We start from the raw sequence: 25,218 nt of genomic DNA, 5'->3' as shown, positions 1-25,218 counted from the left end.
CGGCAGCAGTGCTGCAGCGGAAAAGCGCGGTGTCGCTCACGGTCTGACCTCGATGTCAAGGATGGGTCGGATTGCTTGATGCTCGGTCGTGTGACCGTTCACATCGTGTCCCATCGTGCATCTTTCGCGTTCGGACGTCAAGTTGAGGGCAATTACGCTTCAGTAACGGGCGCTGACCGCGTGGATCGGGCCCGTCGAGCCGCGTGCCACGAGCGTGGGCACGACCTGCTCGCCCGCGCCGGCGGTCTCGCCCCGCAGCTCGGCCAGCAGCAGGTCGACCGTACGGCGACCCACCTCGCGGAAGTCCTGGTGCACGGTGGTCAGCGGCGGCCAGACGTGCTGCGCGACGGGGATGTCATCGAACCCGACCACGCTGATCTCGCCGGGCACGTCGACGCCGTGGTCGCGGAAGGCGTGCATCAGCCCGATGGCCATGAGGTCGTTGGCGCAGAAGACGGCGGTGAAGTCGCGGTAGCGCAGCAGTTCCTTGCCGGCGTAGTACCCGAAATCGGCGGTCCAGTCGCCCAGGATGGGAGGGTGCGTGCGCAGGTCGGCGTCGATCACGGTGTCGAGGAAGCCCCGCATGCGTGCCTCCGCCTCGATCCAGTCCTGGGGTCCGGCCAGGTGGATGATCTCCTCGTGCCCGAGTTCGACGAGGTGACGCGTGGCCTCCTTGGCGCCGGCCATCTGGTCGAGCGCGAGCTCGCGGGGATCCTTGGACCCCGTGGATTGCAGGCTCACGAAGGGGACGTCGAGGGCCATCCCGGCGAGCACGTCGAAGACGCGCACCTGCGGAGCGATGACGACCAGTCCCTCGATGTCTTGGAGCATCAGGTGCTTCAGCGCGTCGACGATGGCATCGGGCCGGGTCGAGGTGAGGTTGGCCGTGTTGACGTAGTAGCCCTCCGCGCGCGCGGCATCCTCGATCGCGGCGATGCTCTCGGAGGGGCCGTACTCTCCGCTCGTCGCCGAGAGCACCCCGATGGTGCGGGAGCGGCTTGTCACGAGGGCGCGGGCCGCCCGATTGGGCCGGTACTTCAGCGCCTCCATGGACTCCAGCACGCGGGCGCGCGTCTCGTCACGGATGCTGGGATGGGCATTCAGCACTCGGGAGACCGTCTGGTGGGAGACGCCCGCGAGGCGCGCGACATCGCGGATGCTGGGCGCACGACCCTTCTGCGGCTCTGGCGACATTGACGACCCGATTCGATGTTCACGTTCACATGGAAAAGCTCAGGTCAATTATGCACACTCCATGAGCACGGCGAGATCACCGCGTGAACGTCACGCCGACTGGGTCCCGAGGGCGCCCGAATGCTCGGCGGAAGCATTCCGCCAGAGGAATGCAGGCACCAGCGAGGATACTCTCCACGGCTCGCTTCGCGTCAGGGCGCGGGTGACAGCATCCGGATCGCCGCCGGGCGCACCCCGCAGCGGGTCACCCCGGTCTAGAACTCCTCGTTCGTCTCGGGATCGCCGCCCCAGAGGCGTCCGCGCTCCAGTGCCGACATGGCCTCCATCTCGGAATCGTCGAGCGTGAAGGAGAAGATGTCGAGGTTCTCGCGCTGACGCACCGAATCTCCGGATTTCGGAATCGGAACGCTCGGAAGCTGCGTGTGCCACCGGAGCACTACCTGCGCCGGCGACACCTCGTAACCGCCGGCGATGTCGACGACGACCGGGTCCTCGAGCAGGCCGCTCCCCTTGCCGAGGGGACTCCAACTCTCGGTGATGATCCCATTCCGCTCGTGGAATTCACGCAACTGGGATTGGGGGAAGTACGGATGCAACTCGACCTGGTTGACCGCCGGCGTCACTCCCGTCTCGTCGATCACACGGGTGAGGTGCTCGACCGTGAAGTTGCTGACGCCGATGGAGCGGACCAGGCCGCGCTCCCGCAGCTCGATCATCGCCTTCCACGACTCGACGTACTGGTTCACCCGCGGCAGCGGCCAGTGGATGAGGTAGAGGTCGACGTCGTCGAGCCCGAGATTCTCCCGCGACTCCTCGAATCCCTTGAGGGTGTTCTCATAGCCGTGGAAGCGTCCGGGCAGCTTGGTCGTGACGAAGATCTCCTCACGGGCGATCCCCGACCGCCGGATGCCTTCGGTGACGGTCTGCTCGTTGCCGTAGTTGAGGGCCGTGTCGAGCAGGCGGTAGCCGCCGTCGATGCCCGCGGCGATCGAATCCGCACCCGAGTCGCCATGGAGCCCATAGGTACCGAGCCCGATCGCGGGGATCGTGCCACCGTCGTTGAGGGTGTGCGTGGGAGTCGATGTCATTGCTCGATCCTCGCCCCATCGGCCGCTCGGCACCAGTGCCTTGACACGGATGCGGACGGTGGTGAGTTCCCGACGCTTCGGCGCGCTCGCACGGCCCGACGGCTCAAGCGCCAGCGCCGACCCGGCGGCCGTACCCTCAGGCGCCGGCCTTGAGGGCCGCGAGGCGCGCCTCGACCTCCGACTGCTCCCCCGCATCCTCGAGCTCGTTGAACTGGGCGTCCAGACTCGACGCAGCCAGCTCCTGGGCTCCCCGGACCTTGGCCTCTTCCCGCCGGATCTTGTCTTCGAACCGGGAGACCTCGCTGGTGGGGTCGAGGATGTCGATGGAGCCGACCGCCTGCTGCACCTTGGTCTGGGCCTCGGCGCTCTTCGCCCGCGCGACGAGCTCGCTGCGCTTGGACTTCAGCTGCTCGAGCTTCTCCTTCATCTGGTTGAGGCCGTTCTTCAGCCGCTCCACGACCTCGGACTGCGCGGCGATCTGCGGCTCCGCAGCCTTCGCCTCGTTCTCGGCGCTGATCTGGCGACCCAGGGCGACCTTCGCGAGGTTGTCGAACTTGTCGGCGTCCGCCGCATTGCCCGCGGTGCGGAACTCGTCGGCCTTGCGGCTGGCCGCGAGCGCCTTGTTGCCCCACTCGGCCGCCGCATCCGCGTCTTCCTTGTGGTCGTCTTCGAGGAGGCGCAGGTTTCCGATCGTCTCGGCGATCGCGCTCTCGGCGTCGGCGATGCTGTTGGTGAAGTCGCGCACCAGCTGATCGAGCATCAGCTGGGGGTCTTCAGCGGAGTCGATGAGTGCGTTGACGTTCGCGCGCACGAGCTGTGAGATGCGCCCGAAGATGGACTGCTTTGCCATGATGTTCCCTTTCGTCGTTTCCTGCTGAATCTGACTGCTGCCGCCTCAGAAGCGGCCGCCGCTGCCGAGGCGGCCACGAGAGCCGCCCCCGCCGAAGCTCCCCGGGCTGAATCCCCCGCCGGAGCCGCGCCGGCCGCCGCCTCCACCGAAGCCGCCGCCACCGAAGCCGCCGCCACCGCCGCCTCCGAGGATGCCGCCGATGAGGATGCCGCCGAGCACCGCCCCGAGGTCGCCGCCGCCGCGCGAGCCGCCGTAGCCGCCACCGCCGTAGCCGCCGCCCCCGTTGTAGCCGCCGCCCCCGTAACCGCCGAAGCCCCCGACATCGTTCTGGGCCAGTTGCAGCGCTTCCGCCGCGAGCGCCCCCGCGCGCTGGGCCACGGGCAGGGCCGCCGCCGCATCCGCCGCTCCCGTCGCCTCGGCCTGGGCGAGCAGCCGGGTTGCCTCGGCGAGGCGGGTGCGGGCCTCTGCTCCGACGGCACCACGCCGGGCGACGATGAAGTCGTTCGCCGCCGAGACCTGGCTGCGCGCGGTGAGCAGTGCCTGCTCGAGCATCGTCTGCGCGCGCTGCTCCGCGGCCCGGGCCTGCTGCACGCTCGCGAGCGCGCCGTCGATGCGGCTGTTCGCCTGCTCGAGCTGTTTGACGAGGTCGAGCGGGTTGCGCCCGTTCAGCCCGGCCGACTGCTGCACGGCGGCGACGGTGGCCTGCGTCGCCGCGACGGCCGCCGAGAGGTCGGGTGCCGCAGAGGTGGGGGCGACGGCGGCCGCTGAGCGCAGGTCGCCCGCGAGGTCGGTGAGGCCGGCGGTGATGGCGGCATCCGCCGACGCCAGGTCGCCGGCCAGCCGGTCGACGGCGTCGATGAGCGTGGCCGCCTGGTCGACGGCCTCCTCGGCTGCACGGATGCCGACCGCGGCGCCCCCGGTGTCTGCGGCAGCCAGCCGCGTGCGCGCCTGCTCGAGGGCCGAGCGGGAGAACGCGATTCGGGAGTCGGCCTGGTCGGGATTGTCGGCGACGGTGGCCAGGGCCGCCGCCGCGTAGACGGACTGCAGCTGCGCCAGTCGCGAGCGAGCCGGTTCGATGCGCTGCTCGGCGGCATCGGCCTGACGGCTCACCTCGTCGAGCTGCTGCGGAGCGTTCTTCTCCAGGGCACGCAGCTCGTCGAAGGCGGCGGCCTGCTCGTCGAGCACGTGATTGGCGTTCGCGGTGAGATCGATGATCTGCGCGTACCAGGTGCGCTGCTGCTCCTCGGTGTCGGCCTCGGTGTCATCGAGCTTCTGCTGCAGCCGGAAGGCGTCGCGCAGCCGGGCCTTCGCCTCGTCGAGGGCGCCCTGGAACGGAGCCGTGGCATCCGTTCCGTACGACGCGACGGCGAAGCTGAGCTCGTCTTCGCTCGTCTTGATGGCGTCGTCGGTCTGCACGAGCGCGCTGCCGGCACGCCGCTTCAGCTCCGCCGTGGGAACGGCTGCCACGGCGGGCGGTCCTGCGGATGCTGCGGCGGCCCGCTGCCTGCGCCCTCGCCAGACGAAGAACCAGACGACGCCCGCGGCGAAGAGCACGAGCACCACGATCCACAGCCAGCCGCCGCCACCGCTGCCGCTGCCGCCACCGCTACCGCTGTCGCTGCCGCCACCGCCGCCGGTGCCCGCACGCAGTCCGTCGGCGGCGGCGAGAGCGGCGCCCGCCCAGTTCTCGTCGCGCAACTCCGGTTCGATGCGGTTCTGCGCGATCTGAGTCGCCTGGTCCTGCGTCAGCGAGGACCCCTGGTCGATCGAGAAGTAGTAGGCGCGGCCGTCGATGGCGACCGCGAGTAGGTAGTCCTCGTCGCCCATGTTGTTCCGCGTGGCCGTCGCATCCGCCCACTGCTGCGCGTCGGACGGGTTCGTGAAGTCGTCGACGTACGCCACGAAGAGCTGGCGCCCCGTGTCGTCCGCGAGCGCGTCCAGCGCATCTTCGACCCGCGCCGTGTCGGAGCCGAGTGCTCCCACGGTGTCGACGACGGGAGAGGATCCGAACTCCACCGGGTCTTCCGCGAAGGCGGGCGTCGCACCCAGCAGCAGGATCGCGGCGGCCAGCGCAGTCGCGCCAACCGCCGTCCGTGCCCTCATCGGCCTCTTTCGCTGCTCGGGTGCCCCACGCTCAGCGAGTTTATGGTGCCCCGCCGAACCGCGTAAAGGTCGCCCCGCACCCTTGACAGCAACGCCTCAGCCGCGGAAGACGCCCTCGAGTCTCAGCCGACCGGCACCTCGGCGTAGGCGCGCACCGGGAACGTGCCGAATGCCTCGACCTTCGGAGGCACCGCCGTGAACCGGGCGCCGCGGGCGGGAACGGCATCCAGGCCCGTGAGGTGCTCGACCACGTGGATGCCCGCCGTGAGCAGCAGGGAGTGGGCCGGCCGCTCGCCGCCGCTCTCGGTGTCATCGATGTTGAGCGAGTCGATGCCCACGAGGCGAACGCCGCTCTCGACGAGGTGACGCGCACCTGCCTCGGTCAGGTACGGCGCTCCCTTCGCGTACTCGGGCGTGCCGAAGTGGCGGTCCCAGCCGGTGTGCAGCAGCACGGCGCGATCACGCAGGTCCCGATCGAGGAAGACCTCGGCCCGGATGCCGCGCTCGCGCGCATCCGTGAGGTGGAAGACCTCGGCAGGCAGGGCGACGAGGGTCGACAGTTCGAGCCCGGCCAGGTCGGTTCCGCCCTCGTAACGGTGGAAGGGGCTGTCGAGGTAGGTTCCCGTGTTGCCGATCATCGTGATGAGGTCCATCGCGAACTCCGTGCCGGGGGCATACGTCGACCGGCTCGCCTCGCGCGTGAGGTGCGGCGTTATGACAGGGGCGGGAAGGCCCGGGTAGGTCACCAATCCCGCCCGGATGCTGTGGCTGAGGTCGACGAGACGGGTGGCCGCGCCAACGGGGTCGGCGATCGCGGAGGCCTCCCCGGTGAACCGGCTGCCCCGGTGCTGTTCTGCGACCACGCTGAATCCGCTGAGCGCGACGCTCTCGACGAGCGCGAGCCCCAGGTGCCGCACGAGCAGCTCGCCGACCTGGGCCTCGCTCACCTCGCTGGAGGGAACGTCGAGGCGGAACCCCCGGGCCGTGAGGCCCCCGCCGTTGACGAAGGCGATCTCGGCGTCGAAGTGAGCGCGGTACTCGGTCATGCGGTTCTGGCCTTCCGGTGCTTGATGAGAGCGACGACGAGCGCCGCCACGGCGAGGACGAGCGGGATGAGCAGGTGCACCCCGGCGAGCACGAGCAGGCCGAGGGTGAGCACGGTCGAGATCACCGCCATCCACCAGCCGACACTCCACGTGCCCAGAAGCCGCACCGCTGCGATCATGCCGAAGGCGTAGATGGCGGCCATGCAGCTGGTGTGCACCAGGATGAAGGCCTGCAGGTCGAAGCCGGCGAGAACCATGGCGACGTAGTACACGGCGAACAGCACAGCCGTCAGCCCGAGGGCACGACGGGCGATCTCGCCATCGGCCACCCCCTTGGCCAACGTGCGGGGAAGGTCGCCGTCGCGGCCGAGCGATGCCCCGAGCTTGGCAAAGGCGCCGAGATAGGCGTTGACGACGCCAAGGACGACGACGGCCGCGATGACCGCGATTCCGATGCGCCCGTAGAGCGGTGATGCGTGCTGCACGAGATCGAGCAGCGGCACAGGGCTGGCCGAACCGCGCTCACCGAGCACCGCCACCGTGACCACCTGGAGCACGAGGTAGGCGGCCCCGACGACCACGACGGCGATCGCGGTGGCAAGCGGGATGACGCGGCGCGGGTTGCGGAACTCCCCGGCGATGTGGGTGCCCACCTCCCAGCCGGCGAACGCCCAGAGGAACAGGCTGATGCCGGCGCCCACGCCGCCCCATCCGTGGGGAAGGAACGGTGAGAAGTTCGCCGCATCCGATTGCGGCACCGCGAGCGCGACGACGGCGATCACCACGAGCAGCAGCAGCCCGGTGAGCACGAGCTGGGCCGCACCGGAGACGCGCACCCCGAAGAAGTTGGTGAGGAACGGCGGAACCAGGATCGCGAGGCCCACCCAGGCGACCGCGCCGTGGTCGACGCCCAGCACGGCCACGACGTATTCGGCTCCGAGAACGCCGACGACCGGTGCGCCGACGCAGACGCCGAAGTAGAACCAGTAGCCGGTCATGCGGGCCGCCGTGTCGCCCAGCGCACGCCTGACGTAGCTCGCGACCCCGCCGGGATCGGGGTAGCGCGACGCGAGGGCCGCGAACGTTCCCGCGAGCGGAATGGAGAGCAGGAAGACGGCGGCGACCGAGATGATGGAGGCCGGTCCGGCGATGGATGCCGCCAGGCCGGGCAGCACGAGGATGCCCGTGCCGAGCACGGCGGCGATGTACAGGGCCGTGCCGCGGACGAGGCCGAGCGTGCCGGCCTGCGTGCCCGCGAGGGATCGGCCGGAGGTCGCTTCGCTGGCTGTCGCGCTCGTCACGGCTCAACTATGGCGCAGTAGGGAACGCCGGCGCGTTGGCGGCGGTGACACACTCCGACGAAAAACTGCCAGTTCAGTCCTCGTGCTCGGCGTTCGGCACCTCGACCCACCACTCGGTGAAGCTGTTCGCGCGACCGTCGGGCTCGAGCCGGATGACCCAGAGATTGTGGTACCCGGGCCGGTCGCGGTAATCGGTGAACCCCTGGATCACCGCCGTCGAGGGGGTGAGAGCCACCGGTTCCCAGCGGAACGTGTAGTCGCCGGGCTCGTCGCGGGCCTCGAGCCACCACTCGACGATGGCGTCGACGCCCTTCTTGGGCGGGCGGCCGGGAAGCGTGTAGTACTCGGCGTCGTCGGTGAACAGTGCGCGGATGTGGTCGGGGTCGTTCGAATCCCACGCGGCGATGTAGCGCTGCATCCAGTCGTTGATGTCGCTCATGGTTCCGTTCTACCCCCGGCCCCTGACACGCGATGCACGGGGCTCATCGTCGTCCGGGTCGCGCTGCTCCCTCATCGGGAACTCGGAGCCGAACCAGATCACGCATCCCAGCACCCAGAGGAGCAGGCCGGAGATGAGCGTCACCATGAACGGCGTACCGTCGAACGCCATCAGCGCGCCCAGGATGAGTACGGCGATGCCGAGCAGGGCGCATGCGCCGCCGAGGATGCGCAGGCGTGCGCTGCCGCCTCCTGGAGTCATTCGTCGGGACAAGGTGCGACCTCTCGTTCACCAGACGTGCCCAGCAACGACGCTACAGCGCTCCGAGCGCCTCGTCCACGTCGGCGACGAGATCGGCGACGTCTTCGATGCCCACCGAGAGGCGCACGATGTTCTCGGGAACCTCGAGTTCTGTTCCCCGCACCGAGGCGTGGGTCATCGCCGACGGATAGTTGACGAGCGACTCGACGCCGCCCAGCGACTCGGCGAGCGTGAAGACCCGCAGCGACTCGGCGAACCGGCGGGCCGCATCCGCCCCGCCCTTCACGGCGAGGGAGATCATTCCGCCGAAGGCCGACATCTGGCGCGCTGCGAGCTCGTGTCCCGGGTGCGAGGGCAGGCCGGGGTAGAGCACGCCCTCGAGGGCCGGGTTGCCCTGCACGCTCTCGGCAATGGCGAGCGCGTTTGCCGAGTGCCGCTCCATGCGCACTGCGAGGGTCTTGATGCCGCGCGTGGTGAGGAAGGCATCCATGGGTGCCGACACCGGGCCCGCGGCGAACTGGATGAAGGCGACCTTCTCGGCGAGCTCGTCGTCGTCGAGCACGACCGCGCCTCCGATCACGTCGGAATGCCCGCCGAGGTACTTCGTCGTGGAGTGCACGACCACGTCGGCGCCCAGGGTGAGGGGCTGCTGCAACGCCGGCGACGCGAAGGTGTTGTCGACCACGACGAGGGCGCCGGCCTCGTGCCCGATCTCGGCGAGTGCGGCGATGTCGCTGATCTTCATGAGCGGGTTGGACGGCGTCTCGATCCAGAGGATGCGGGTGCGCTCGGTCGCGACGGCACGGCGCACCGCATCGAGATCGGCGAGGTCGACGGGGGTGTTGCGGATGCCCCACGCGCCGTGGATGCGATTGATGAGCCGGTAGGTTCCCCCGTAGACGTCGTTTCCGAGCACGACGTGGTCGCCGGGGGCGAGTGCGGCACGCAGCAGCGAGTCCTCGGCAGCGAGGCCGGAGGCGAACGAGAACCCGTGGGCCGCACCCTCGAGCGCGGCGAGCTGGGTCTCGAGGCTCGTGCGGGTGGGGTTGCCGCCGCGTGCGTACTCGTACCCGCCGCGCAGCCCGCCGATGCCGTCTTGGGCGAAGGTCGAGGTCTGGTAGATCGGGGGGATCACGGCGCCGGTGGTGGGATCGAAGTCCTGGCCGGCGTGGATGGCGCGGGTGGCGAAGCGGTCGGAGGCGGTCATTGTTCTTCCTCAGTCGAGTTCGTGGCTCTGCGACGGCGGATGCGGGTGCCCCGCGCCGCCGGGGTGGGGGGCGCTCTCAGGCGCCGAGGTAGGTGAGCAGGTCGCTGCGAGTGGCGACGCCGAGCACCTTGCCGCCGTCGGTCACGAGCAGGGCAGGGTGCTCACCGAAGGCGGACCGGGCGGCCGCGACGGGCTCGTTCACGCCGATGAGCGGCAGTGGAGCCCCCACGACCGTTCCGACCTTGTCGGTGAGCTTGACCTTGCCCGAGAAGACGAGCTCCATCAGCTCCTCATCGTGGATCGCGCCCGACACCTCGCCGAGCACGACGGGGGGCTCGGCGCTCAGCACGAGCAGCTGCGAGACCCCGGTCTCGGTCATGCGGTCGATGGCCTCGCGCACGGTGTCGTCGGGGTGGGCGTAGACGAGGTGCGGCGTGCGATCGGCCTTCGCCTTCAGCAGGTCGGCGACGGTGTGACCGGAGGGGGCGTTGCTGAAGCCGTAGGAGCGCAGCCACTTGTCGTTGAAGATCTTGCCGAGGTATCCGCGGCCGCCGTCCGGCAGCAGCACGACGACGAGGGCGTCCTCCGGAAGGTCGCGCGCAGCCTTCAGCGCCGCCGCGACGGCCATGCCGCTCGAGCCGCCGACGAGGATGCCCTCCTCGAGGGCGAGCCGGCGCGTCATGGCGAAGGACTCCGCATCCGTCACCGCGATGATCTCGTGGGGGATCTCGGGATCGTAGGCGGAGGGCCAGAAGTCCTCACCGACGCCCTCCACGAGGTAGGGGCGGCCTGTTCCGCCCGAGTAGACCGAGCCCTCCGGGTCCGCGCCGATGATGCGCACGGTGTCATGGGAGACCTCGCGCAGGAAGCGGCCGGTGCCCGTGATCGTGCCGCCGGTGCCGACACCCGCGACGAAGTGCGTGATGCGTCCGTCGGTGTCGCGCCAGATCTCGGGACCGGTCGTCTCGTAGTGGCTGCGCGGGCCGTTGGGGTTGGAGTACTGGTCGGGCTTGAACGCTCCGGGAATCTCGCGTGCGAGCCGATCCGAGACGCTGTAGTAGGACTCGGGGCTGTCGGGGGCGACGGAGGTGGGGGTCACCACGACCTCGGCGCCGTACGCCGTGAGCACGTTGCGCTTGTCCTCACCGACCTTGTCGGGGCAGACGAAGATGCACCGGTAGCCGCGCTGCTGGGCGACCAGGGCCAGCCCGACCCCCGTGTTGCCGCTCGTGGGTTCCACGATGGTTCCGCCGGGCTTCAGCTTGCCCTCGCGCTCGGCCGCCTCGATGATGCGCTCCGCGATGCGGTCCTTGGACGAGCCGCCGGGATTGAAGTACTCGAGCTTGACCAGCACCGTGGCGGCGATGCCCTCGGTGACCCGGTGGAGCTTGACGAGGGGGGTGTTGCCGATGAGGTCGAGAATCGTGTCTGCGTAGTGCACGGGTCAGGTTTCCTTACGTCTCTTCGCTCCGCGCCGTCGCGGGGCATGCTGATGGGGTCGCGGGATCAGCGACAGCAACAGAAGAGCAGGCTCACCCGCCCTACTCTACAGAGTGCGCGCCGGCCGGCGCGCGTGCGGGCGGGGGCGCCGTTGCGCCACTTGCACGGCCGTTGCGCCAGAACATCTGGCGCAACGGCCGGGGAAGTGGCGCAACAGCGCCTTGGGGTTGGGGGCGGCGGGCGGGGGCCGGGCGGGCGGCGTGCGGGCGCGACGCTACAGCGCGGCCTCGGGGGCCGCGGCCTGCTGCGAGTAGAGCGACGCGTAGGGGCCGCCCGCCCGCAGCAGCTCGGGATGCGTGCCCCGTTCGACGATGCGACCGCCGTCGACCACGAAGATGACGTCGGCGTCGATGATGGTCGAGAGCCGGTGGGCGATCGCGATGGTCGTGCGGCCACGGGCGGCGTCGTCGATCGCAGACTGCACGACGCGCTCCGAGATGGTGTCGAGGGCGCTCGTTGCCTCGTCGAGCACGAGCACCTCGGGGTCTTTCAGCAGTACCCGGGCGATGGCGATGCGCTGCTTCTCGCCGCCGGAGAGCCGGTAGCCGCGCTCCCCGACGACGGTGTCGTAACCGTCGGGAAAGCTCGCGATGGTGCCGTGGATGTTGGCGGCCCGGGCCGCCGCCTCGAGTTCGGCGTCGCTGGCATCGGGCCGCGCGTAGCGCAGGTTCTCGGCGATCGTGGCGTGGAACAGGTAGGTTTCCTGGCTCACGATGCCGATGTGGTCCACGAGCGAGTGCTGCTCGAGGTCGCGCACGTCGACCCCGGCGAAGCGCACGGCTCCCCCGGTGACGTCGTAGAGGCGCGGGACGAGGTAGCCCACTGTGGTCTTGCCGGCGCCGCTGGGCCCGACGAAGGCGGCGAACTGGCCCGGCTCGATGCTGAACGACACGTCGTCGAGCGTCGGATGCGCCGCCCCGGCGGCATCGGGGTAGTTGAACGTGACGTGCTCGAACTCGACCCGCCCGAGTCGGCCGTTCTCGGGCACGGGCCGGGCATCGGGCGCGTCGGTGATCGCGGGCTTCAGGTCGAGGTACTCGAAGATGCGGGCGAAGAGCGCACCAGAGGTCTGCAGGTCGAGGGCGACCCGCATGAGGCCGATGAGCGGGAACAGCAGCCGCGACTGCACCGTCGTGAACGCGACGATGGTTCCTGCGGTGATCGCCTCGGTGCCGTTGGCCGCGAGCCAGCCGGCGAGCAGGTAGACGATCGCCGGGACGCTCGAGAGGAAGATGCTGACGAGCGCGAAGAACCACTGCCCGCTCATCGCCTGGCGCACCTGCAGGCCGATCTGGTTGCGGTTCTCGTCGGAGTACCGCGCGATCTCGGTCTGCTGCCGGGCGAACGCCTTGGAGAGCAGAATGCCCGAGACCGACAGGGTCTCCTGCGTGATCGCGGTCATCTCCGAGAGCGACTCCTGGGTCGCGCCGGCGATGCGCGCGCGTACCTGGCCGACCCTGCGCTGCGCGATGACCATGAAGGGCATCAGCACGACCGCGACGATCGTCAGCCGCCAATCGAGCAGCACCATCGCCACGAAGGCCGAGATGACGGTGACCGTGTTGCCGAGCACCGACGACACGGTGTTCGTGAGAACGCCCGCGACTCCGCCGACGTCGTTCTGCAACCGGGACTGGATGATGCCCGTCTTGGTGCGCGTGAAGAAGCCGAGCTCCATCGATTGCAGGTGCGAGAACATCCGCACCCGCAGCGCGCCCATCACCCGGTTGCCGACCGTGGCCGTGAGGTAGGCCTGCCAGACGCCCAGCAGCGAGCTCACGACGAAGACGATGATCATGGCGGTCACGATCGTGACCAGCACGGGGAGGTTCGGGCCCCTGCCGGGAGGGAAGAGCCCGTCATCGAAGGCACGCTGGGTCAGCAGCGGCGGGATGACAGCGAGCGCGGCCGTCACGAGCACGAGGATGACGGTGAGCGCGAGCGGCGGCTTGTGCGGCGCGAAGAGCTCGGCGATGCGCCGGCCCAGATGCGGGATCTTGGGCGCCTCGGCGTTCGCCGCCTTCTGCGCCTGGATGTCGACCGGTCCGCGGCGCGGGCCCTCGTGGGCCGTCACGCCGGAGGCACGGGCGGCCGGCGATCCGCCGCGACCCCCGCCCATGCTCATTCGATCAGCCTACGCGGACCCCCCGACGCATCGCACCGACGCATCGCGTCGACGCTCACCACTGCGAGCCGCACCACCGCACCACTGCACGGTGCACGACAAGACAGGATGCCGCACTCAGGCGATCTCGGCGCGCGCCCCCCTGCCGGCGATGGGGATGCCCATCACGCGGATGAGCAGGTCGTCGAGTTCGATCTCGAAGGCCGCCAGGCCATCACCGTCCACGCTGCGGGTCTCGATCCAGAACTCGAGCACGACCCACCCCTCGCGAGGAGCCTGCTGCGGGCAGGGTCGACTCGAGAAGCCCTGGCCCCACATCCGCCACATCAGTCGGTAGAGGTCGGCCGCGGGCACCTCTCTCTGCATCACCACCCGGCACGTCACGTCCTTCAGCGTGCGGTGCCATCCCGCTCGGGGGAAGGGTCTTTACCCGCTTGCCCGCGCCGGGTATAAGCCTGCTGCCGACCGCCGCCCCTGAGGCGTAAGGCGGGCGACCGCGGGAGTCGAAACCTTTGCGCCGGGCGCCCGCAGGGGGGAGGATGCGAGTGTCACGAACGACGGGGGGCATCGATGCCGAAGACGGGGACTCCCGCTGCATCCGGTTCGGTGTTCGGCCCGGGCGAGGGCGCGTGGCGCTCGATCGGCGTCGAGGAGGAACTGCTCCTGGTCGACGCCGAGACGGCCGCTCCGGTGCCGGTCGCGCCCCGCGTGCTGCGCCACTCCTCTCCGGCCTCGGCGGGCTTCACCGTCGTTGCGGAGCTGCACCGCGAGATGCTGGAGCTCGTCTCGAGTCCGCAGCGCGCCCTCGCCGACGCCTTCGAGGGAATACTGGCTGCTCGCGAGTTCGCCGACGATGCCGCCAGACGCGTCGGCGCGCGGGCCGCCCCGCTCGCGACCTCGCCCCTGCCGGGAACCCCCCATCCCTCGGCCGGCGATCGCTATCGACAGATGGTGGACCGCTACGGCGCCCTGCCCCGACGGTGCATGACGTGCGGCCTGCACGTGCACGTGAGCATCGAATCGCCGGCCGAGGGCGTTCAGGTGCTCGACCGCATCCGCGTCTGGCTCCCCGTGCTGCGGGCACTCGCTGCGAATTCGCCGTTCCACGACGGGGTCGACACCGGCTACGCGAGTTACCGGTTCTCGCAGTGGAGCGCCTGGCCCTCGAGCGGCCCGACCGACCTGTACGGCGATCTTGCCGCCTACGAGCGGTCGATGAGCGAGGTGCTGGCCACCGGCGCCCTGCTCGACGAGCACATGTGGTACCCCGACGCGCGCCTGTCCCGCCACGTTCCGACGGTCGAGATCCGCGTGGCCGATGTGCCCCTGCTTCCGGATGCGACGGCCGCGATCGCGGCGCTCTGCCGCGGACTCGTGACCGTCGTCGCCCGGCAGGCGCGGGCGGGCGTCGCGGCGCCCTCGACCTCGTCCGCGGCCCTTCGCCTCGCCTCGTGGACCGCCTCCCTGGAGGGGTTGGACGGACAGCTGGTGCACCCTCAGCACGGAGTCCCGGCCCCTGCAGCCGAGGTCGTGGCCGCCCTGCTCGATGTCGCCGCCGACGGCCTGGATCTCTACGGAGAGGAGGCGGCCGTGCGCTCGGGCATCGCCCGCATCCTCCGTGAGGGCAATGGGGCGAGCCGACAGCGCGCCCGGGCAGCGTCCGAGGGGCTGCCCGCCATGGTGCTGGGCCTGACGAGCGACAGCCTGCGAGCGGGCGAGCCGCCTGCGGCGAGCGCCGCGACGGCCTGACCGCCCGGCTACCCCTTCGTAGAGCCCGCCAGCAGGCCGCGCACGAAGTACCGCTGCAGGCTGAAGAACACGATCAGCGGCACCACGATCGAGATGAACGCGGATGCGGTCAGCCGCTCCCAGGCGCCGCCGCGCGTTCCCACGAGTTCGGCGAGCCTCTGCGTCAGCGGAGCGACATCCTGCGTGCCGCCCGAGAAGATGAGGGCGACGAGCAGGTCGTTCCACACCCAGAGGAACTGGAAGATCGCGAACGACGCCAGGGCCGGCACCGCCAGGGGCAGCACGATGCGGAAGAACACCTGGCTGTGGCTCGCGCCGTCCACCCGCGCCGCCTCGATGACGTCGTTGGGGATCTCGGAGATGAAGTTGTGCAGCAGGAAGATCGCCAACGGCAGGCCGAACATCGTGTGCGCAAGCCAGATCGGCAGGTAATTCTGCTCGGGGATGATCGGGATGACGTCGTGCAGCCACTCCTGACCGGGGCGCAGGAAGGTGGTGAAGAACTGCAGCAGCGGAATGAGCGCCATCTGCAACGGGATGATCTGCAGGGCGAACACCACGATGAACAGCGCATTGGAGCCCTTGAAGGGAATCCAGGCGAACGCGTAGGCCGCCATCGCCGCGATCACGGTCGCGAACACCACGACGGGCACGGTGATCGCGATCGAGTTGACGAAGTACGCGCCGAGCTCCGGGGAGGATGCCGAGGTCGAGAGCAGCACGTCCTTGTAGTTGTCGAGGGTCCAGCCCCAGTTCCACAGGGCCGTCCACCATCCGGTGGTCTGGATCTGCTCCGCCGGCCGGAACGACGAGACGAACAGGCCGAACGTCGGGATCGTCCACAGCACCGCGATGATGAGGGCGATCACCGTTGCCGTGCGCGAGGTCAGCCGGCGCTTCACCCGCTTGGTCTGGGTCTGGCCCAGCTCGGCGGCCTCGATGGCCCCGAGGTCCTTGGCGACGGGAAGGTCTGCCGGCGCTACGCTGCTCATCGGATCTCCCTCTGCTTACGAAGCACATTGACGTTGTAGATGACGATCGGAAGCACGAGGACGAACAGGATGACGGCGAGCGCCGATCCTCTTCCCGCCTCGCCCGCACGGAACGCCTGCGTGTACATCTCGTTCGCGATGACGCTCGTGTTGAAGTTGCCACCCGTCATCGTGCGCACGATGTCGAAGACCTTCAGCGTGGCGATCGAGATGGTGGTGATGACGACGACGAGCGAACCGCGGATGCCCGGGACGGTCACGTTCCGGAACCGCTGCCAGCCGTTCGTGCCGTCGAGCTGCGCCGCCTCGATCTGCTCGGTCGGCACGCCCTTGATCGCGGCGCTGAGCACGACCGTGGCGAAGCCGGTCTGCACCCAGATCATGACCACGATGAGCAGCAGGGTGTTGATCGGATCGGTCTGCAGCCACTGCACGGGCTTGCCGCCGAAGCCCGTCACGATCGCGTTCAGGATGCCGATCTGGTCGGTGCCCGGCGGCCGGTACTCGTAGATGAACTTCCAGATGACGCCCGATCCCACGAACGAGATGGCGAACGGCATGAAGACGAGGGCCTTGTAGGCGCGCTCACCGCGGGATCGGTCGATGAACACGGCGTACGCCAGGCCGATGGCCGTCGAGAACACCGGCACGAGGATGACCCAGAACAGCGTGTTGATGAGGGTGCGGATGGCGGTGGGTTGCGTGAAGACCCACACGAAGTTCGCCCACGTGAAAGATCCGCCTCCGTTCGGGAGGAAGGCGAGCGTGGTCGTGCGGATGGCCGGGTAGATCAGCCCGATGATGAGGAAGATCACGGCCGGCGCCAGGAAGGCGACCAGCTGCCAGTAGTCGCGGCCCTTCTTGGGCGCCTTGTCGATGAAGAAGATGAGCAGGCCGATGATCGCCGCGAACACCGCGAGTCCCATCACGACCTGGAGGATCTTGCCGAGGAGGTCGGCTGTGGTCATTGGCCTGTACCCTTTCTTCGCCGTTGAGGTCCGGGGGGATCGAGGGGCGAGGATCCCGGAAGGACCCCGCCCCTCGATCAGGCTGCCAGCGCAGCCATGCGGGCTAGCTGGCCGGCCAGCTCGCTTCGATGTTGTCCACCGTCTCCTTGGTGCTCTGACCGCTCACCCACGCGATCGCCTGCTTCCAGAAGGAGTCAGCGCCGACGGCGCCCGGCATGAGGTCGGAACCGTCGAACCGGAACGTCGTGTCGGGGTCCTGGAGGATCTCGACGCCCTGCTTGAGCAGCGGGCTCTGCGCGTTGTCGGGGTCGAGGCCCTTGTTCGCGCTGATCACGCCGCCGAGCTTGACGCGGATGTTGGCCCACGTATCGCTCGACATGAAGGCACGCACGGCCTCCACCTCCTTGGCGTCACGGAAGGCGACGGGGAACTCGCCACCACCGGTGACGGCCTGGCCGGCACCCTCGTCGGTCGGCGGCATGAGGAAGGCGTAGACGTCGCCGTCGGGGTCGACCTTGGTGCCCTCCGGCCAGAACGAGGAGTAGAACGTGGCCTGGTGCATCAGCGAGCATTCGCCCTTGAGGATCGGCAGACCCGCATCGCGGAAGTTCGTCGACACGAGCGTCGAGGAGTCACCGAAGCCTCCGTTGACCATGTCGTTGTTCTTCAGGATGTCGCCTGCCGCGTCGAACGCCTTCACGATCTCGGGAGAGTTGAAGGGGATCTCGTGTGTCGTCCACTGGTCGTAGACGTCGGGCCCCGACTGACGCAGCACGTAGTCCTCGATCCAGTCGGTGGCCGGCCATCCGGTCGCCTCCGCGGATTCGAGGCCGACGCACCACGGCTTGTGGTCGCCGTCCTTCGCGATCTTGTCGGCGAGGTCGTTCATCTCGTCGAGGGTCTTGGGAACCTTGTAGCCCTTGTCCTTGAACTCCTTGGGCGAGTACCAGATGAAGCCCTTGATGCTCGCCATGAGCGGGGCGGCGTAGAAGGTGCCGTCGGCCGTGCCGTACTTCTTCCAGTCCTCGGACCAGAACTTGTCGGCGTTGGCCTCGACCGGCTTCGAGGCCGGGATGAGCCAGCCGCCTGCTGCGAGCCGCTGCAGGAGTCCGGGCTGGGGGACGATGCCGATGTCAGGGGCGTTTCCACCCTCGGCGAGCACGGCGATCTGCGCCTCGAATTCTCCGGAGCCCTGGTAGTCGACCTCGATTCCCGTGCACTGGGTGAAGGCGTCGAACGTCTTCTGCAGTGCGTCGGCCTCCACCTCGAGGATCGTGCCCGACATCGTGACCTTGGTGCCGTCATCGAAGGTTCCGTAGGTCTTGTACGGTCCGCAGTCGGTGTCCTTGGCGTCGTCGGCCGCGATGTCTCCGGTACATCCGGTGAGTACGAGTCCGACCGCCGCTGCTGCCACGACGGGGACCAACCACCGGCGATGCCGTGTGAGTCTCATGTCCATCTCCTCATTGAGTATGTGTGCAGGGGAACTGGGGAACCGGTTCCAGACGTCACGCTACAGTGACCCGCGTTCGCGGCACAACAGTCGCGCATCACGAAACGGTCACCGTCGAAACGCCCGCCCAGGTTCCCGGAGAACGCTCCCGCCAGCGCGTCTCGCGCGACGGATCCGGCGTGTGGGATCGGTTCCACAAACGGGGCGCATCCCGTTACACTCGGCTCGACGGTGCCACCCGATGGAGAGGGGCCCATGAACGCGATCGCGGATGTCGCGCGCCAGGCAGGGGTGTCGAAGGCGACGGCCTCGCGCGCCCTGAGCGGTCGTGGCTACGTCGCGGAGGAGACGCGCGTGCGGGTGGTGCGGGCCGCATCCGACCTCGGCTACATCGCCTCTCCCAACGCCGCGAGCCTCGTGACGGGGCGCACGAAGAACGTGGGAGTGATCATCCCGTTCGTCAATCGCTGGTTCTTCGGAGAGGTGCTCGAGGGCATCGAGCGCGAGCTCGCGGCCGCCTCGTACGACCTCACGCTCTACAACCTGACGGCGGATGCCGCCGGGCGCGCCCGGATCTTCGAGTTCTTCCTGGCGCGCAAGCGCGTGGATGCGGTCATCGCCGTCGGCGTGGAACTGAGCGCCGACGAGGTGGATCGGCTGCAGCGCATGGGCAAGCCCGTCGTGGGGGTCGGCGGCGCCATCGACGGCGCCACGACATTCGCCATCGATGACGTCGCGGCGGCGCAACTGGCGACCGAGCACCTGATCAGCCTCGGCCACTCACGCATCGCCCATATCGGCGGCGACATCGCCCAGCAACTCGACTTCTCGGTGCACGGCAAGCGCCTGCGCGGGTGGCAGCAGGCCATGACGAGCGCCGGGCTGGGCACCGCCGATGCGTTCTGGCCGGCATCCTTCAGCATGCCGGGCGGGTACGCCGCCGCCCTGCAGGTGCTCGGCGACCCTCGGCAGCGACCGAGCGCCATCTTCGCCGCCTGCGACGAGATCGGCTTCGGCGTGATGCTGGCCGCCCAGCGACTCGGGGTCGACGTTCCCCATGCCCTCTCGGTCGTCGGCATCGACGACCACGAGTACGCGCCCATGTTCGGGCTCACGACCGTGGCCCAGCACCCGGGCGAGCAGGGGCGACTCGCCGTCGCATCCGTCATGCGGCTTCTGGAGAGCGACGCCACCACCACGGCGTCGCAGACCGTGCTGCCGGTACGGCTCGTCGTGCGCTCCTCGACGGCGGCGCCGCGCTGATCAGGATGTGCGCATCCGGTGATGGATGCTCACTATAGGCTCGGCCCAGAGACCGGATGACACAGCGACCGGATGACACAGAGACCGGATGGGCACCGACACCGGGATGGACCGACCGGATGGAGTGAGCATGACCCGAGGGCTCGAGACGCTGAGAAAGCGCACCGCCGCAGCCACGACCGAGACGCGCGCGCTGCTGTTCGCGGTCGCCGGATTCGCCATGGGTCTCCTCGTCGGGTTCATCGGGTTCGGGGGCAGCGACCTGCCGATCGGGGGCCGCGGATCGCTCGGCGAGGTCGCCGCCATCACCGCTGCCATCGTGGCGCTGCCCGTCTTCGTGGGCGGCTACGTGCTCTCCTACGACGAACCCGACCGGGCGTGGCTGAGGCGCGTGAGGCTGGGCCGCCAGATTCTCGACATCGGCGCGCTCGCCCTCGTGCACGCCTCCATCTGCCTGCTGCTCTGGACGGTCACCTTCGCGCTCCTGCAGCAGTCGTTCGTCGACGCCGTGGTGTTCCCGTTCGCTGCCGCGGCCATCCTGGGGGCGGTCGTCGCCCTCAGCGCCTACTTCGTGTTCCTCTCGGCGTCGGGCATGACGACGTCGCGGCTGGCGAGCACCATGGCCGTCTTCCTCGTGCTCGGTGTGGTCGTGAGCATGCTGACTGTCTCGAACGATCACTGGTGGCAGATGAACCTCAGCGCCCTGGGCCAGTACGACGACTTCTCGGCCGGCACCTTCAACCTCACGCTCATCATCGGGGGCATCGTCATCACGACCCTCGCGAACTACATGACGACGGAACTCGAGTCGGGTCCGCTCACGAGAACGGATGCCGCGACGAGCGACGCCACCGCCCTCAGCCGGGCGCGCTACGTCAAGTGGTCCCTCGTGCTCATCGGCGTCTTCCTCGCCTGCGTCGGGATCTTCCACGTGGACGAGCACTTCTGGGTGCACAACACGGTCGCCTCGGGAATGGCGGTCGTCTACGGCGTGCTCGTCATCCGGTTGCGATGGATCGTTCCCGGGCTGCCCGAGTCGTTCTTCATCGTCGGCTACGCGTTCCTCGGGCTCGTCGTCGTCGCAGGGGTCTTCTTCGCGACGGGCTACTGGAACCTCACCGCGGTCGAGATCCTCGCGTTCGCGCTCATCTTCACCTGGCTGCTCGTGCTCATCCGCATGATCTCGGCTGCGGCGACGGATGCGGCACGCGCCTCCGGCAGTACGCCGCAGCCGTCTCCGCTCGTCGCCGAGCCCCAGGGTCCCTCTTCCTAGGCGGCGTCGCCGACGAGCACGGCCTCGGCCTCCGACTCCTCGTCGAGTTCCTCCTCGTCCACGTCGGCACGGGCGAGGGGCTTCGCGGCGAAGAACACCACCAGGAAGGCGATGAAGACCGAGATGGCCGCGGCGTAGTACGGGGCCTCGGGCGAGAACGCCTTCGCGATCTCCGTCGCGGCCGGCGGGGCGATCGCTCCGCCGATGAAGCGCACCGCGGAGTAGGCACTCGAGGCCACCGCGCGCGGCAGGTCGGTCGCCGCCATGACGCACTCCGTCAGCACCGTGTTCAGGATGCCGAGCACGAGGCCGCCGACGATGATGAGCACGACGAGGGCAGCCGTGTTGTCGACGAAGACGGCGGCGAGTGCGAGGTCGATGGCCAGCAGGGGCAGGGCGATCCAGAGCACGCGCGAGCGCCGCATCCGTGCCGTGAGCAGCGGTGCCACGAACACCGACGTGACCGCCAGGCCGACGCCCCAGCCGAAGAAGGTGAGCCCGAGGCCCCAGACGTCGAAGCCGAGGACGAAGGGCGAGTACGCCAGAAGCACGAAGAAGCCGATGTTGTAGAACAGCGCCGCGAGTGCGAGCACGAGCAGCGTCGGCTTGCCGAGCGCGCGCAGAGGGGCCGACAGTGGCATCGGCTCGAGGTCTTGCTTCTCATCCTTCTTCAGCAGCACGAGGATGGCGATGAAGGCGATCGCCATGAGCGCAGCCGTTCCGAAGAAGGGTCCCCGCCAGCTGATGTTGCCGAGGGCCGCCCCCACGAGCGGGCCGACGGCGATGCCGAGGCCCAGTGCCGCCTCGTAGAGGATGATGGCCGACGATGACCCGCCGGATGCCGCACCCACGATGGTGGCCAGGGCGGTTGAGATGAAGAACGCGTTGCCGAGGCCCCAGCCGGCGCGGAAGCCGATGACCATCTCTACGTTGCCCGAGAGGCCGGCAGCCGTCGCGAACACGATGATGAGGGCGAGCCCGATCATGAGCGTCTTCTTGGGGCCGATGCGGCTGGAGACGAAGCTCGTGATGAGCATCGCGACACCCGTCACCGCGAGGTACGCGGTGAAGAGCATCTCAGCCTGGGTCGGAGTCGCCTTCAGGCTCTGCGCGATCGCGGGAAGGATGGGATCGACCAGGCCGATGCCCATGAAGGAGATGACACTGGCGAAGGCGACCGCCCAGACGGACGTGGGCTGGTGGAGGATGGATCCCCCGTGTGATTTCGTGGCGTGGCTCATTGCGTGTTGTACCTCTTGATGCGTTCCGTTTATCCGATGAAGTGAGAAAACCCGGCTACTCGGGCGACGTGAGCTCGGCCGCGATGCGGTCGAGGATCAGGCGTGCCGAGCGGGTGAGGGCGTTCAGGTCGTCGTCATCGACGTCTGCGAAGAGAGGGAACATGGCGGCGCCGAGCCGTTGGCGCCAGTCCTCGAGGGCGTGGCTTCCGGCATCCGTCACGCCGATGAGGCTCACCCTGGCGTCGTCGGCATCGGCGACGCGCTCGACCCAGCCGTACTCCTCGAGGGTGTGCACGAGGTTCGTCATGGTGGGCTGCGAGACCCGGGATTCGGCGGCGAGCGTGCCGAGGCGCAGGGAGCCCGTCGTGGTGAGCACGCTCAGGGTGCGCCACAGGGCCGGAGACTCCACGCTGCCGGCCATTCGGGCGGCGACCCGGGTGAGCCGGTTGGCCGCGCTCGTGATCTCCACCATGGCGGCGCGCACGCGTGCCTCCCGCGCGGATTCCGAAGTTTCTTCGACCATGCTTCGATTATACATAGCTTGCCTATATATATCTATCGGTCGCGCCGCGGAAACGACGGATGCCCCGCCTTCGCAGCAATGCTGCGGAAGCGGGGCATCCGGTGTAGCTGCGGCGCAGGTCGCGCCGCGGAGTGACTACTTGAGGGTGACGGTGGCGCCAGCCTCTTCGAGAGCAGCCTTCGCCTTGTCGGCGGTCTCCTTGTTCGCGCCCTCGAGAACAGCCTTGGGGGCGCCGTCGACGACGGCCTTGGCCTCGCCGAGGCCGAGCGAGGTGAGCTCGCGGACGACCTTGATGACCTGGATCTTCTTGTCGCCGACCGACTCGAGAACGACGTCGAAGGAGTCCTTGACCTCGGCCTCTTCCTCAGCAGCACCGGCGCCGCCGGCCGCGGGGGCGGCAACGGCGACGGGAGCGGCCGCGGTGACCTCGAAGGTCTCCTCGAACGCCTTGACGAACTCGGAGAGCTCGATGAGGGTCAGGCCCTTGAACTGCTCGAGCAGCTCTTCAGTTGACAGCTTTGCCATGATTTTTCTCCTTGGTTTCTTAGTTTTCTCACCGCTTGGGAATCGCGCGTCGACCCGGAGGCCGGACGGGGATTACGCAGCGGACTCCTGCTTCTCACGCAGCGCGTCGACCGTGCGAACGGCCTTCGACAGCGGGGCGTTGAACAGATATGCGGCACCGAACAGCGAGGCCTTGAAGGCGCCGGCAAGCTTGCCGAGCAGCACCTCACGGGACTCGAGGTCGGCGAGCTTGCCCACCTCTTCAGCGGTCAGCGGCTTGCCATCGAAATAGCCGCCCTTGACCACGAGCAGGGGGTTTGCCTTGGTGAAGGTACGCAGGGCCTTCGCGACGGCGACGGGGTCGCCGTGCACGAATGCGATCGCGGACGGACCGGCGAGCTCGTCGTCGAACGACGAGATGCCGGCGTTGTTCGCCGCGATCTTGGTGAGCGTGTTCTTCACCACGGCGTAGGTGGCGTCCTCACGGATGTTGGTGCGCAGCTCCTTGAGCTTGGCAACAGTGAGGCCGCGGTACTCGGTCAGCAGAACGGCGGTCGAGCTCTGGAATGCCTCCGTGAGCTCGGCGACCGTGGCTTCCTTGTTCGCCATGGCGTACTCCTCTTGTCTAGGTCACACGTCGCGGGAGCGTCGTGTGAACCGCGACCGTCGAGCCAGGCTTACATGAAAAAAGCTCCGGCGCAGAGGCACGGAGCACATCGGGAGAAAACCCGGGGAGTTCAGTACACCTGCGCAGGCGCTTGCTCTCGCAAGCCTTCGATCGGCATCCGCATTTCTGCGCACGCCGACAACCGGCGGTCTTTGGCTCCTCCTAGGCTAACGGATGCCGGGAGCTCCGCCAAATCGGGGTTGCCGGGCATCACAGCGTTGCGGCGAATCCGGTGAGCAACGCATCGATGGCGAAGCGGAAACGATGCTCGTCGTCGGTGCCCTGTCCCGTGCGCGCCGCTTGGACGAGCAGCGGGTAGGCCGTGGCATCGAGGCCCGCGATGGCGGCCGTCGACCCGGTTGCTCCGGCCTGGTTGACGGCGGTCGTTGCGTGCTCGGAGACGGCGTGCCCGATGGCGAACACGGAGATGATGTTGATGATGTCCAGTGCGCGACCGAGGTCGAAGCCGGCGGCGATGAGCATGGCTGCTCCCCCCTCCCCCACCGCGAGCAGCCGGGGAGTGGACGCCGGCCGCTGTGAGGCGATCGGAAGGACGCCAGGGTGGGCAAGCAACGCCCGGCGCAGCCCGATGGCGTAGGTACGAAGCGTCTGCTGCCAGTCGGCGGAGGCGACGGCCCGCGGCACCGCCGCATCGAGCACGCGCTCGACGAGCCCGTCGAGCAGGGCGTCCTTGTTGGGGAAGTAGTTGTAGAGGGTCATGGCCTCCACGCCGAGCACGGCGGCCAGCCGCCTCATCGTGAGCGCCCCGATCCCCTCCGTGTCGGCGAGCGCGAGGGCCTCATCGAGAATGCGGTCGCGCGACAGGCCGGCTCGCTCCCCGCGACTGCGCTCGGGCATCCGCACTCCCCTTCTCTGGATGTTCGCCTCTTCTGGGCCTTGGCCTCTGACCGATGGTGGCCTCTTGTAGAACTTACGGCGTAAGTATATAGTGGCCGCAGTTTCTTACGTTGTAAGTTATTGGAGGACTCGCCGTGTTGTTCATCGTTGCGCTTGCGCTCACCATCGGGACCGTCGTGCTTCACCAGCTCACGACGCTCGTGGACCTCTCCCCGTTCAACAACATCCACGGCGCCTCGCCGCGCGAACGCCGCACCGAGGCACTCGTCAACGGTCCGCTGATGGCGCTGCCGGCCGTGCTCGTCGGCGTCGCGTGGTCGACCGGAGTCGCCGCCCTCGGCTACGCGGCCGCCGGGCTGGAGCTGGCATTCGCACTCAGCGGCCTCGCCCTCTGGTGGCTGCCCTACCTCGCCGGCCGCTCCGTACCGTGGGCGACGATGGGCGGTGAATCGTGGGAGTCGCTGCACGCGCGCACCTACGCCTCGACGATCATCGTGCTTCCCGAGCACCGCGGTCGCCCGCGCCCGAACCTCGAGCACATGATCCTGCACACGCTGATGCTGCTCAGCGCGGCCGCCTGCCTCCTCTTCGCGCTGACCCTCTGAGGGATGCG

General features: G+C 68.8%; 24 protein-coding genes. 4 read left to right on the top strand and 20 right to left on the bottom strand.

The genetic code is table 11. From position 1 onward, the window contains the following. Positions 1–159: 159 nt before the first annotated feature. The 12 genes from WDJ51_RS12660 to WDJ51_RS12605 form a co-directional block, all read right to left on the bottom strand. A complete protein-coding gene (locus tag WDJ51_RS12660; protein WP_337852810.1) occupies positions 160–1,194 on the bottom strand; it encodes a LacI family DNA-binding transcriptional regulator in 1,035 nt (344 codons plus the stop codon). Positions 1,195–1,448: 254 nt separating this feature from the next. After that, entirely contained in the window at positions 1,449–2,282 is an 834-nt protein-coding gene (locus tag WDJ51_RS12655) for an aldo/keto reductase (protein ID WP_337852809.1), read from the bottom strand. Positions 2,283–2,418: 136 nt separating this feature from the next. Then, positions 2,419–3,132 (bottom strand): PspA/IM30 family protein, encoded by a 714-nt coding sequence (locus WDJ51_RS12650; protein ID WP_337852808.1) that lies wholly within the window; start codon positions 3,130–3,132, stop codon positions 2,419–2,421. A 45-nt stretch (positions 3,133–3,177) separates the two neighbouring features. Continuing rightward, complete coding sequence (locus WDJ51_RS12645; RefSeq protein WP_337852807.1) at positions 3,178–5,235, bottom strand: TPM domain-containing protein; 2,058 nt, start codon at positions 5,233–5,235, stop codon at positions 3,178–3,180. Positions 5,236–5,357: 122 nt separating this feature from the next. Then, entirely contained in the window at positions 5,358–6,281 is a 924-nt protein-coding gene (locus WDJ51_RS12640) for a cyclase family protein (protein WP_337852806.1), read from the bottom strand. Then, positions 6,278–7,582 carry an APC family permease gene (locus tag WDJ51_RS12635; protein ID WP_337852805.1) on the bottom strand — a complete coding sequence of 435 codons (1,305 nt, stop codon included), beginning with the start codon at positions 7,580–7,582 and terminating at the stop codon, positions 6,278–6,280. The genes WDJ51_RS12640 and WDJ51_RS12635 overlap by 4 nt, the downstream gene beginning before the upstream one ends. 73 nt (positions 7,583–7,655) lie before the next feature. After that, positions 7,656–8,021, bottom strand: coding sequence for a nuclear transport factor 2 family protein (locus WDJ51_RS12630; protein ID WP_337852804.1), 366 nt, complete (start codon positions 8,019–8,021; stop codon positions 7,656–7,658). A gap of 9 nt (positions 8,022–8,030) precedes the next feature. Continuing rightward, on the bottom strand, positions 8,031–8,282 hold the full coding sequence (locus WDJ51_RS12625) for a hypothetical protein (RefSeq protein ID WP_337852803.1): 252 nt from the start codon (positions 8,280–8,282) through the stop codon (positions 8,031–8,033). Between the two features lie 52 nt (positions 8,283–8,334). Continuing rightward, complete coding sequence (locus WDJ51_RS12620; RefSeq protein WP_337852802.1) at positions 8,335–9,489, bottom strand: cystathionine gamma-synthase; 1,155 nt, start codon at positions 9,487–9,489, stop codon at positions 8,335–8,337. Positions 9,490–9,565: 76 nt separating this feature from the next. Then, positions 9,566–10,930, bottom strand: a complete 1,365-nt coding sequence (locus tag WDJ51_RS12615; protein ID WP_337852801.1) for a cystathionine beta-synthase — start codon at positions 10,928–10,930, stop codon at positions 9,566–9,568. 273 nt (positions 10,931–11,203) lie between these two features. Then, positions 11,204–13,108, bottom strand: coding sequence for an ABC transporter ATP-binding protein (locus WDJ51_RS12610; protein ID WP_337852894.1), 1,905 nt, complete (start codon positions 13,106–13,108; stop codon positions 11,204–11,206). Positions 13,109–13,231: 123 nt separating this feature from the next. Continuing rightward, a complete protein-coding gene (locus WDJ51_RS12605; protein WP_337852800.1) occupies positions 13,232–13,486 on the bottom strand; it encodes a hypothetical protein in 255 nt (84 codons plus the stop codon). A 198-nt stretch (positions 13,487–13,684) separates the two neighbouring features. Between WDJ51_RS12605 and WDJ51_RS12600 the strand changes: the two genes are divergently transcribed. Beyond that, positions 13,685–14,863 (top strand): carboxylate-amine ligase, encoded by a 1,179-nt coding sequence (locus tag WDJ51_RS12600; protein WP_337852799.1) that lies wholly within the window; start codon positions 13,685–13,687, stop codon positions 14,861–14,863. Between the two features lie 8 nt (positions 14,864–14,871). Here WDJ51_RS12600 and WDJ51_RS12595 read toward each other — a convergent pair whose 3' ends face one another. The 3 genes from WDJ51_RS12595 to WDJ51_RS12585 form a co-directional block, all read right to left on the bottom strand. Next, positions 14,872–15,855 (bottom strand): carbohydrate ABC transporter permease, encoded by a 984-nt coding sequence (locus WDJ51_RS12595; RefSeq protein WP_337852798.1) that lies wholly within the window; start codon positions 15,853–15,855, stop codon positions 14,872–14,874. Next, entirely contained in the window at positions 15,852–16,823 is a 972-nt protein-coding gene (locus tag WDJ51_RS12590) for a carbohydrate ABC transporter permease (protein WP_337852797.1), read from the bottom strand. The genes WDJ51_RS12595 and WDJ51_RS12590 overlap by 4 nt, the downstream gene beginning before the upstream one ends. A 103-nt stretch (positions 16,824–16,926) precedes the next feature. Then, the gene (locus WDJ51_RS12585) at positions 16,927–18,276 is read right to left on the bottom strand and encodes an ABC transporter substrate-binding protein (protein ID WP_337852796.1); all 1,350 of its coding nucleotides are present in this window, start codon (positions 18,274–18,276) and stop codon (positions 16,927–16,929) included. Positions 18,277–18,531: 255 nt separating this feature from the next. On the opposite strand from WDJ51_RS12585, the gene WDJ51_RS12580 reads away from it, so the two are divergent. Together WDJ51_RS12580 and WDJ51_RS12575 are read left to right on the top strand one after the other, a co-directional pair. Beyond that, a complete protein-coding gene (locus tag WDJ51_RS12580; RefSeq protein WP_337852795.1) occupies positions 18,532–19,539 on the top strand; it encodes a LacI family DNA-binding transcriptional regulator in 1,008 nt (335 codons plus the stop codon). An 88-nt stretch (positions 19,540–19,627) separates the two neighbouring features. After that, the gene (locus WDJ51_RS12575; protein WP_337852794.1) at positions 19,628–20,812 is read left to right on the top strand and encodes a hypothetical protein; all 1,185 of its coding nucleotides are present in this window, start codon (positions 19,628–19,630) and stop codon (positions 20,810–20,812) included. On the opposite strand, the gene WDJ51_RS12570 is transcribed toward WDJ51_RS12575, so the two are convergent. The 5 genes from WDJ51_RS12570 to WDJ51_RS12550 all read right to left on the bottom strand — a co-directional run bounded on the left by WDJ51_RS12570 (position 20,809) and on the right by WDJ51_RS12550 (position 24,605). Continuing rightward, a complete protein-coding gene (locus WDJ51_RS12570; RefSeq protein WP_337852793.1) occupies positions 20,809–22,053 on the bottom strand; it encodes an MFS transporter in 1,245 nt (414 codons plus the stop codon). The two genes, WDJ51_RS12575 and WDJ51_RS12570, sit on opposite strands and share 4 nt — an antisense overlap. Before the next feature lie 55 nt (positions 22,054–22,108). Beyond that, positions 22,109–22,576 (bottom strand): MarR family winged helix-turn-helix transcriptional regulator, encoded by a 468-nt coding sequence (locus tag WDJ51_RS12565; protein ID WP_337852792.1) that lies wholly within the window; start codon positions 22,574–22,576, stop codon positions 22,109–22,111. Between the two features lie 135 nt (positions 22,577–22,711). After that, positions 22,712–23,101, bottom strand: a complete 390-nt coding sequence (gene rplL / locus WDJ51_RS12560; RefSeq protein WP_337852791.1) for a 50S ribosomal protein L7/L12 — start codon at positions 23,099–23,101, stop codon at positions 22,712–22,714. A 72-nt stretch (positions 23,102–23,173) separates the two neighbouring features. Further along, positions 23,174–23,689 (bottom strand): 50S ribosomal protein L10, encoded by a 516-nt coding sequence (gene rplJ, locus WDJ51_RS12555; RefSeq protein ID WP_337852790.1) that lies wholly within the window; start codon positions 23,687–23,689, stop codon positions 23,174–23,176. Positions 23,690–23,957: 268 nt separating this feature from the next. Next, a complete protein-coding gene (locus tag WDJ51_RS12550; RefSeq protein ID WP_337852789.1) occupies positions 23,958–24,605 on the bottom strand; it encodes a TetR/AcrR family transcriptional regulator C-terminal domain-containing protein in 648 nt (215 codons plus the stop codon). A 134-nt stretch (positions 24,606–24,739) separates the two neighbouring features. Between WDJ51_RS12550 and WDJ51_RS12545 the strand changes: the two genes are divergently transcribed. Next, positions 24,740–25,210 carry a hypothetical protein gene (locus WDJ51_RS12545; RefSeq protein WP_337852788.1) on the top strand — a complete coding sequence of 157 codons (471 nt, stop codon included), beginning with the start codon at positions 24,740–24,742 and terminating at the stop codon, positions 25,208–25,210. Positions 25,211–25,218 lie beyond the last annotated feature (8 nt).

This window comes from Rathayibacter sp. YIM 133350, from assembly GCF_037404875.1.
GTDB lineage: Bacteria > Actinomycetota > Actinomycetes > Actinomycetales > Microbacteriaceae > Orlajensenia.
Note: the sequence above shows the minus strand (reverse complement) of the source record. Positions and strands in the feature narration are given on the sequence as shown.